This is a genomic window from Geitlerinema sp. PCC 9228 (genome assembly GCF_001870905.1).
GTDB lineage: Bacteria > Cyanobacteriota > Cyanobacteriia > Cyanobacteriales > PCC-9228 > PCC-9228.
Map to the genome: position 1 here is coordinate 78,341 of NZ_LNDC01000104.1, position 9,240 is coordinate 87,580.

The following is a 9,240-nucleotide window of genomic DNA, read 5'->3' on the forward strand; positions in this document are numbered from 1 at the left end:
GCCCCGTTCAAACAGCAGCGCCCCCGTGCCTGCCCCGTTCAAAACAGCAGCGCCCCCGTGCCTGCCCCGTTCAAAACAGCAGCGCCCCCGTGCCTGCCCCGTTCAAAACAGCAATTGATACGGTGCGTTCTCAGGTATGTATGATAGTATGGATTTAGAAAAAGCAACATTTGGTGCTGGTTGTTTTTGGGGAGTAGAAGAACATTTCCGCCAACTTCCTGGTGTTGTCAATACATCCGTAGGCTATATGGGCGGTCATTTCCCCAATCCTTCTTATTTGGATGTGTGTGCGCGCATTACCGGTCACGCGGAAGTGGTTCAGGTGGAATACGACCCGCAGCAGATAAGTTACGAAGAGTTGTTGCAGGTGTTTTGGCAGATTCACGACCCTACCAGTATAAATCGACAAGGCAGCGATCGCGGCGAACAGTATCGCTCGGTTATTTTTTACCATACCCCAGAACAACGGAAATTGGCACAGGCTTCCAAACAGCGATTGCAGCAGGTCGAAGGCTACGATAAGGAGATTGTCACGCAAATCGAACCGGCGACGGAATACTATCTCGCTGAAGAGGAACACCAGCAATATTGGGAGAAGAAGAAACGAAAAGCCTCTCGCTCTGGGAAGTCTGGGTAATTGTTTGTTCTGCTATTGTACTTCTTTTGTACCAACAAATTACTATTTTTGGGCAGGTTAGATGTTTAGGATGGGGCAGCTCCGACGGTGCCCCCCTTCGCGCAGGTGCCCAACCAAAAATTTTTTTCTTTTGGTTTTTTTGTCCTGCCGGCTATGTCTACTTTTTATTTTATGGGAATTTTCCCGATTTGTCAAGGATGCGGACAATTATGAGTTCAAAGATGGGTAGATGGTTTTTCCCGTATCTGGGTCGAACAGAAATAGCTTTTCTGAAGGAAATGATACCAACAAGCGATCGCCTGGTTGCGGGAAATAGGCAGCATCCACTTGTACGTTCAGGGATTGGGGATTGCCGGGGATGCCAGCGCGGATGAGGGTTTCGCGACCCAAAGGTTCTACCACTTGTACGGACAAGGATAGCACGTTTTCCCCGGGCGTATCGCAAATTTGGACATGTTCCGGGCGAATTCCCACTTCTAGAGTTTTCTGGGGATGGGAATGGATGGCGGCGGCGAGGTGGTCCGCTACGGGCAGGCAAGCCGTACCGTCGTTGCTGGTAAAATAAAAATAATTCTTGTGATATTGGACTGGTAACACGTTCATGGGGGGACTGCCAAGAAATTTCGCCACCATGCGATTGGCTGGTCGTTCGTAAACGCTTTGCGGCGTACCGATTTGCTGGATTTTCCCCTGGTCTAACACCACCATACGGTCGGCGAGGGTCATGGCTTCTATTTGATCGTGGGTTACGTAAATGGTAGTAATGCCTAAAGCGGCGTGGAGTTGTTTTAATTCTGCTCTGGTATCGTCTCGCAGTTGCGCGTCTAAATTCGATAGGGGTTCATCTAACAAGAATACACGAGGTTGGCGCGCGATCGCACGTCCCAAAGCCACCCGTTGTTGCTGACCCCCAGAAAGCTGCCGGGGTTTGCGGTCGAGGAGGTGTTGTATATTTAAAATTTGCGCCACTTCCTGAATGCGTTTGTCGATGGTTTCTTTGGCAACGCCACGCATCCGCAAACCAAACCCAATATTTTTGGCAACACTCATGTGGGGATATAGGGCATAATTTTGGAAAACCATAGCCACATCCCGCTGCCTGCCAGGAATGTCGTTCATGCACCGATTGTCGATATATATATTGCCAGAACTCGGCGCATCCAACCCAGCAATGGTTCGCAAAATGGTGGATTTGCCGCAGCCAGACGGACCCACCAACACCCACAACTCGCCTTGACCAACGGTAAAATTAATATGTTCGACAGCGGTATAGTCGCCAAATCGCCGGCTGATATTTTCCAAACGAACGCTAGACATTTTCGGTTTGCGCTACCAATTTTTGCAAGTCTACAACCGTACGCGCCAATTCTTCCACCAAAGGAGAATTGTCATGGCTGCGAAAAGCAGCTACTACGGATTGATAGTACCACAGGGTACCGTCGCGACCTCCTTTAAACCGCTGCCAAATGGCTTCCCCTAGCTGGCGGTAGTCAGCAACAATGGAACGCGCGTTGTGTATTTTATCCGCCAAACCAACCAAACGCCCAGACGAACTTAAATGGGGGATACTGTTAATATAAGCCTGTTTGCGATCGCGCCAAGGAGGTTTGGGGGTAACATCGCTTTCGGTACACTCGTCTACAATGGCGGCTACCTTATCGCCAAACCGCTGGCGAATACGATCTCGAATTGTAGCACCGCCGCAGTCTTCAATGGCATCGTGTAAAAGTGCGGCAATGGCTTCGTCTTCGTTGCCACCGGCATCCAAAACAATGCTGGTCACCCCCAGCAGGTGGCTAACGTAGGGAACTCCAGACCCCTTGCGTTTTTGGTTGGCGTGGAGTTCGCTGGCGTAGGTTAAAGCGTCGGTAAACCGTTGCGAAAGCATAAATTGGACAATTGACAGCAAAAATTATTGGTTTTCCTACCCAAAATCTACGATAAAGACGTAGGATGAGGGCAAGATTGCTATTATTGTCCAGTATATATTTTTTGGCTGCTACCGTGAGTAGAGACCTATTCGCCCAAATTGCCATTTCTCAAGTGCTAAAGATTTTAACCCTTTGCGATCGCAATCCCCACAGTCCCACCTACGGTTGCTTCGATCGCAACTTCTGGCACTATAAAATTATCGACTTTCCCAGCGGTATGTCCCAGGAATTTGTGCTGCCGTTGGCGCTAGCCTACCACACCGACCTCCCCGGCAACCCTTTTTACCAAGAAGAAGCCATTCGCAATTGGGTGGAAGCCGGCATTCTCTACGCTGCAGAAAGTTCCCACAAAGACGGTTCCTGCGACGATTATTTTCCCTTCGAACGCGCGGGTGGCGCAGCGGCATTTTCTTTGTTAGCCTGCGTAAAAAGCTACCAACTGTTGGGTCTGGATAACTACAACGCCCTGACCTTTTTTGAAAAACGTGCCGACTGGCTGGCAAACCACCACGAAAGCGGCCAGCTAACCAACCACCAGGCGTTGATTGTTTTGTGTTTGGAACTAACCTCCCAACTGCTCAAAACATCTAAGTGGGACCGCGCCAAAGCCTTGCGTTTGGAAAAAGTTTTGGACTGGCAACATGACGAAGGCTGGTTTGTAGAATACGAAGGGTTCGACCCCGGTTACCACACGCTGACGATTTCTTGTTTGGCGGAATACTACCAGCAAAAACCCGACGGTCGCCTGCGGGAGGCGTTGCGCAAAGCGGTGGAACTGGCAGCGCAGTTTGTTCATCCCGATGGGTCTTTTGGTGGGGAATACGGCAGCCGCAATACCTACAATTTCTTTCCCCACGGCTTTGAGTTGGTGGGTCAGTGGATGCCGGAAGCTTTGGCGATTAACGATGCTTTTTTGGAAGGGTTGGAAAAAGGGTTGGGTCCGGTGTATTCTGACGACCATATTGTGGGACATCACGCTTGGAATTATTTGCTGGCGTGGCAAGATTTTGTGACGGAAAATCGGCCGAATGCGTCGGTTCGCTCTCTGTTTGGCAACGAACGGGTTTGGCTGTCGGAAGCGCAAATTTTGGTCGATCGCCGTTCGTCGAATAAGCCTACTACACAAACTTCGGCAAGTGAGTCTTCTTCGGAAACGCCGGAAGATAGCAGTTCTTCGGAATGGGAAGCAGAAACAGATACCACTGGGGAAAATCAAAATCAACCGGAAGGGGAAGAACATCACCAGGAACCAGCTTCCCCAGCGCCGCCAGAAGAACAACCCCAAGGTCAGTTGAGCGTATCCCAAGCCGAACCGGTGGAACTATATGTGGCTTTGAATAAGGGTGGGGCATTTAAGCTATTTCGCGGCGATCGCTTGATTGTATCGGATACTCAGGTTTCGCTGTTGGTTCGTCAGGGGAAAAAGCAAAAAAATGCCGTTGCTCATTTGGTTGGTCCCTATCAAGCCATTGTCGGCGAAGATGAAATTGTGATTAAAGGACAGTTGGGTTGGGCGAAACAGCAGCAAATGACGCCGGCGAAGAATATTTTGCTGCGGTTGGTGATGTTGAGTGTAGGCAGATTTTTCCCGGATCTAATTCGTAAGTTACTGCAAAAGATGTTAATTACTGGCAAAAAAGATGCGCCGATGAGCTTTATTCGCCGATTTCAGTGGGAAAACGGTCGGTGGCATGTGACGGATACGGTTCATGCGGATAATTGGAACCAGGTGGAGGCGGCAGGGATTGGTTGCGACCAAACCTCGATTTATGTGGTGATGAGTCGTACGTTCCAAATGGGTCAGTTGCAGCCTTGGTTGGATTTAACGCCGGAGGTTCACAAGCTGTCTGGTGGCGATCCTTTAATTTGCGATCGCTATTTCTAAAACTTGCCCTGAGCTTTGTCGAAGGGTATAAACAGTTGGTATAGTTGCGGTCTTCTTGGTCGCTTCTTAACCCAACGGCAATCTATCGTTAATCTTAGTTCGGTAAATTCTACGAGAAAACACGTATAAATGGTTACCGTTCGCGAAATCGCGAACCAATCCTGCAAAATTCCCTGTTGCAGGCAAAAACCATAGCATTTCAACCCCTCGTTAGGAGACCGACTTTCCGTGAAAACCGCGATCGCATTCGACCTGGTTAACAGCAGCAGGCAAAATCTCGTTGATTTCACCAATCCCTTCCGAGATGCCTTTGACTCCCCTGCCGATGGATTCCAAATCTACCAGCGTGGCGTATCCCCAAGCATTCCTTTTGCCGTTCTCGACGATAGCCTCAGCATTTTCCCTGCCGACGACCAAGGCATTATTGGCGAAGCCAACCAAGACCGTTTTTTTGGCGTTGCCGATACCGTCAACAGTCAAAATGCAACAGGAGATACCACGGCAAGTTGGGTTTTTGATATCAGCAACGGAAATAATCTACAACTTGCCATCGACATGGGGGCCATGGGAGACTTTGAAGATAGCGATATTTTCACTTGGACCTATCAAATCGATGGTGGTAGCGAACAGGTAGCGTTCCAAAATTCCGTAGATACCAGTGGTAGCTTCACCTATACGATGGATGATGGGAAAACCGTTTCCCTCAACGACCCCATGCAGCTAAATGGAACAACCCTCACCAACGACCTACAAACCTTTACCACCGATATTGATGGAACGGGTTCCCAACTAACGCTTACTTTAACTGCCAATACCAACGGCGGCGACGAAGCATTTGCCTTCCAAAATATTGTCATTTCTGAAAACGGGGGGTCTGCGGCTACCGACCCAGTGATGAACGAATTTGTTTTTAACCATACGGGAAGCGACAACCAAGAATATCTGGAAATTGCTGGGGATGCCAATACCAACTACGCCAATTTCAGCCTTCTTTCCGTGGAAGGGGATAGCAACGTAGCGGGAACGGTGGATAGTGTATTTTCTGTGGGAACCACTGATGCCAACGGTCTTTGGGAAACTGGTTTCCTCAGCAATGAATTGGAAAACGGCAGCAACAGTTTGTTGTTGGTGGAAAATTTTGCTGGCAATGTTGGCGACGACTTGGATACCGACAACGATGGCGTTTTGGAGACAACGCCTTGGGAACGTGTGGTGGATAGCGTTGCGGTGGATGATGGTGGCAGTAGCGATCGCACTTATGCTAATGTTACTTTAGCCGCAAACTTTGATGGCTTGTCTTCGTTTCCCCCCGGTGGCGCTTCTCGCCTTCCCAATGCCACCGACACCGATAGCATAGCCGATTGGGTTCGCAACGATTTCGATTTGGCAGGCATCAATGGCGGTACGCCGGAGTTGGGAGAAGCATTCAATACCCCTGGCGAACTCAATGCTGCCATCGACGAAACTTCCTTGCCAAAATCCCTAGCCATCTACGACATTCAAGGGGAAGGTCACAATTCCCCATTCGTCGGCGAAGCGATAGTGACTTCGGGTATTGTCACAGCGGTGGATAGCAATGGCTTTTACCTGCAAGATGCCACCGGCGATGGCAATGAAAATACTTCCGATGGAATTTTTGTTTTTAGTGGGTCTTCCCCGGGAGTTTCCCTTGGCGACGAACTAGAAGTTCAAGCAACGGTAACGGAATTTATTCCTGGTGGTGTCGATACCGGCAATTTATCCATTACCGAATTAGTCAATCCCAGCCTAGAAACCCTTTCCACTGGCAATCCGCTGCCGGATGCGGTGGTGTTGGCGGAAGGCAACCGCCTCCCACCCAAGCAAGTTATCGATAACGATAATTTTGCCGAGTTCGATCCTCAAGAAGATGGGATTGATTTCTACGAAAGTTTGGAAGGGATGCGCGTTACCGTAAATAATGCGATCGCAGTTAGTCCCACCAATCGCTTCGGAGAAATCTTTACCGTTGCCGAAAACGGCGAAGGAGAAAACACCTCCGGTCTCAGCCAACGGGGAACCATCAATATCAGTCCCGATGATTTCAACCCCGAACGCATTCAAATACAGCTCGATAGCGATATCTTACCCAATTTTTCTCCCCAGGTCAACGTTGGTTCCCAACTGGGAAATGTAACTGGCGTGGTTGGCTACAACTTCGGCAACTTTGAAGTGGTGGCGACGGAGACCTTCTCGCCGGTGGCTTCCCACCTCACCCCAGAAAGTAGCGAACTGCAAAGCAGCGACCAGCAGCTAACGGTGGCTAGCTACAACCTTCTCAACTTAGACCCGACCGTAGAAGACCCCAACCTCACCGAAGATGGGTTTGGCGATGTTGATGACGATATTGCAGCAGGTCGGTTTGCTGCGATCGCTTCTCAGATAGCCAACCAACTCAACGCTCCCGATATTGTAGCTTTGCAAGAAATCCAAGACAACAACGGCGCGGAAATTTCCGATGTGACCTCCGCCGATGCTACCTTGCAACGGTTGGTGGATGAAATTGCTGCTGCCGGCGGTGGCGAATACGAATTTATCGACAATCCCTTCATCGGCAACGAAACCAACGGCGGTCAACCTGGTGGCAATATCCGCAATGCCTTTTTGTACAAACCCGACCGAGTTCGCTTCGTGGAAGGTTCCCTCACTTCCATTGTGGACCCCCAAGACCAACAAACCAACCCCGACAATCCCTTCTTTGACAGCCGCCTGCCGCTATCGGCAGAGTTTCGGTTTGGCGAAGAAACGGTAACCGTGGTCAACAATCATTTTTCTTCCAAAGGCGGCAGCAGTCCTTTGTTCGGTCAAAACCAGCCAACAGTCACCAACGAATCCAACACCGGTCAGGAAGACCCCAACATCAACGGTTCTCTCGACGAACGTCGCGACCAAGCTACGGCGGTGAAAGAATATACTGATGGGATTTTAGCAGAAAATCCCGATGCCAATGTGGTGGTTCTGGGGGATTTAAATGAATTTGAATTTATTTCTCCAGTTGCAGATATTTTAGGAGAAAATTTAACCAACCTGACCGATGCTTTGGATGGCAACGAAGGGTACAGTTTTATTTTCCAAGGCAATTCCCAATCTTTGGACCACATTCTGGTTAGCGATGGGTTGCAAAATACGGCGCAGTTGGATATCGTGCATACCAACACGGAATTTGCCGATGCTGCTAGCGACCACGACCCATTGTTAGCCGGATTGCTGTTTGGGAAAATGGAAGAAGAAGCCGAAGGTGAAGGTGAATCCAATTCTGGCGATTCCCTCGCTGGCGACCTGGAACTTTCCGAAGAAACCGCCGATTGGCTAACCAGTTTTTCCGAAGAAAGCGAGGAAGCTGTTTCCTTATCGACGTTTTTGGAAAATCTGGGATACGAGGGAGAAAATCCCGTGGCAGATGGCTACCTGCAATTGACAGAAATGGAAGGCGGTACGCTGCTAGCGATGGATGCCGATGGATTTGGCGATGCTTACGAATCCCAGCCTTTGGCGTTTTTTGCGGAACTGTCTCTTGAGGAATTGCAATTCGGTTTTTAATTGTTCCATAGATCGATCGTGTAGGGGTGTTCGCGAAACGCCCCTACCTGGTAAACGTTTTTAGAGCAAGTGCGATATGCTGGTGGTATAGACTTGGCCTATCTGTTGGGAAAAGAGGAGGACGTTATGTCTAGACCAGCCTACGATCGGGAACGAGAAAAATGCCTTGATGTATGAAGTATTTGTAGGTACCTATAATGAAGAAGAACAAGCACTTTGCTGGTATTATTATTTGGAAAATAAAATAATCTTTCCTTTTCAAGCGCGTTGGGGAAATGAAATTGTGGAAGTTACGGATATGGATGAGGATTCGGAGGAAGCGGGGTCGGATGTGCGGTTGAATGTTTTGTATCGGGAAGGGGATATGAAAGACCCAAGAAGCGATCGCAGATCTACGCTATTGGAAAGAAAGGTTGGGAGAATAGGAAAAGGAAACTCGCTACTTACCCCACTTGCTGCCGTAAAGCAAATGTATAGCGTTGGGTTTGAATATCTGTAATTAAATGAAAAGGGCGAATTTCGTCTAATGCTGCCAGGCGATTTTCCACACCATAAAAACCTGGTGCCCTCATGAACAAAACGTTGCCACCGGAGGCATCAATTTCGATGGGATGGTTGCCAGCGCGATCGCTACACACGTAAAATTTTCCCTTTCCGGTTAAAACAAAAATACAGACCAAGTTTTTATAGCGTTTGCCGTCTTTATGAGGGGTAATACCAATGGAACCAGGTTCGTATTTTTGCACGACCATAGTATTCAAATCTATGGGAAATGCAAAGGGATAAACATCCAGTTTCGCTAGCGATTCTGTTAAAAGATTCTGAAAGGCGTCGCGCAACTGTAAAAATAAGGAAGCTTGGGATAAATCCTCGCAGGAAGCTAATTGTTGGCGTACCAAGCGATCGCTTTTTCCCACCTCTTCTGTTTGGTATTGATAGGGCAAGTTTTGCGCCGTACGTACCAATTCTGCACGGCATTCTGGGGTTAAGATGGGGAGGGAGGTAGCGCCGATGTTGGTGAGAGCTTCTAAAATAGCGGGTAAGCTGGATTCTAGGGTATGATTTAGAAAAAATTGCATACAGTTTCTGGCAAAACAAGCAAATATCTCCCCTTCTCTAGGATAGCAAGAAATTTTCCCTGAAAGTTCTGCTACTTCCTAATAGGTGATTTACTGGACAATAATTGACTTTTATTGACTTGATAGTCGTAGCCATCTTTCTTAAAGATT

6 protein-coding genes are annotated in these 9,240 nt (G+C 48.7%); 3 read left to right on the forward strand and 3 right to left on the reverse strand.

Going from position 1 to position 9,240, the window contains the following annotated elements:
* Positions 1–136 precede the first annotated feature (136 nt).
* Entirely contained in the window at positions 137–637 is a 501-nt protein-coding gene (gene msrA, locus AS151_RS11190) for a peptide-methionine (S)-S-oxide reductase MsrA (RefSeq protein ID WP_071517137.1), read from the forward strand.
* Positions 638–844: 207 nt separating this feature from the next.
* On the opposite strand, the gene AS151_RS11195 is transcribed toward msrA, so the two are convergent.
* Both AS151_RS11195 and AS151_RS11200 read right to left on the reverse strand, forming a co-directional pair.
* Positions 845–1,954 (reverse strand): ABC transporter ATP-binding protein, encoded by a 1,110-nt coding sequence (locus AS151_RS11195; protein ID WP_071517138.1) that lies wholly within the window; start codon positions 1,952–1,954, stop codon positions 845–847.
* A complete protein-coding gene (locus AS151_RS11200) occupies positions 1,947–2,525 on the reverse strand; it encodes an HD domain-containing protein (RefSeq protein WP_071517139.1) in 579 nt (192 codons plus the stop codon). Before AS151_RS11200 ends, AS151_RS11195 begins: the two co-directional genes overlap by 8 nt.
* 116 nt (positions 2,526–2,641) lie before the next feature.
* Between AS151_RS11200 and AS151_RS22810 the strand changes: the two genes are divergently transcribed.
* Both AS151_RS22810 and AS151_RS11210 read left to right on the forward strand, forming a co-directional pair.
* The gene (locus AS151_RS22810; protein WP_244532976.1) at positions 2,642–4,453 is read left to right on the forward strand and encodes a hypothetical protein; all 1,812 of its coding nucleotides are present in this window, start codon (positions 2,642–2,644) and stop codon (positions 4,451–4,453) included.
* A gap of 228 nt (positions 4,454–4,681) precedes the next feature.
* Positions 4,682–8,011 carry an endonuclease/exonuclease/phosphatase family protein gene (locus AS151_RS11210; protein ID WP_071517140.1) on the forward strand — a complete coding sequence of 1,110 codons (3,330 nt, stop codon included), beginning with the start codon at positions 4,682–4,684 and terminating at the stop codon, positions 8,009–8,011.
* A 443-nt stretch (positions 8,012–8,454) separates the two neighbouring features.
* Here AS151_RS11210 and AS151_RS11215 read toward each other — a convergent pair whose 3' ends face one another.
* Positions 8,455–9,090: a hypothetical protein gene (locus AS151_RS11215; RefSeq protein ID WP_071517141.1), complete on the reverse strand. Its 636-nt coding sequence runs from the start codon at positions 9,088–9,090 to the stop codon at positions 8,455–8,457.
* Between the last annotated feature and the right edge of the window lie 150 nt (positions 9,091–9,240).